The organism is Falsihalocynthiibacter sp. CO-5D18 (assembly GCF_041205445.1).
In the GTDB taxonomy this organism is placed as follows: Bacteria; Pseudomonadota; Alphaproteobacteria; order Rhodobacterales; family Rhodobacteraceae; genus Falsihalocynthiibacter; species Falsihalocynthiibacter arcticus.
The window spans coordinates 1-529 of record NZ_JBGFCF010000086.1; the positions used below are offsets into that span (position 1 = coordinate 1).

At 58.6% G+C, this 529-nt stretch carries 1 protein-coding gene; it reads left to right on the plus strand.

Features of this window, described 5'->3' with window-relative positions; translation table 11 throughout:
• Window positions 1-4 precede the first annotated feature (4 nt).
• The coding region (locus tag AB9F27_RS22035) for an IS66 family transposase zinc-finger binding domain-containing protein (RefSeq protein WP_369758223.1) at window positions 5-529 on the plus strand (525 nt) is incomplete at its 3' end.

The following is a 529-nucleotide window of genomic DNA, read 5'->3' on the forward strand; positions in this document are numbered from 1 at the left end:
GCTCTTGGCGACCCGTGATGGCATCATCGAGCGCAAGGAAGATCGTATTGTGCGCCTCGAGAAACTGCTGGCCGATTTTAAGCGTGCGCTTTACGGCACAAAGTCTGAAAAGGGCCACCCGGATCAATACCACCTTGCGCTGGAAGATATTGAGACAGCTATGTCAGTCGTCCACGCTGAAGACGAAGCAATTGATCCATCCAAGGCAAAGGCCGCATCAGAGTCACCCAGAAGTCGCGGCGCTCTGCCAAAGCACTTGCCGCGCATCGAGGAAGTCATTGCGCCAGACGTGATCTGTAGCTGTGGAGCCGAGCGCCACATCATCGGCGAAGACGTCAGCGAGCGACTGGACATCGTGCCCGCACAGTTCCGCGTCATCGTCACCCGCCGCCCCAAATATGCGTGTCGGTCCTGCGAGGGCGGCGTGATCCAAGCGCCTGCAAAGCCACGCTTGATCGAAGGCGGGATGCCAACAGAGGCAACCGTCGCTAGTGTCATCGTCTCGAAGTATGCGGATCACCTGCCGCTG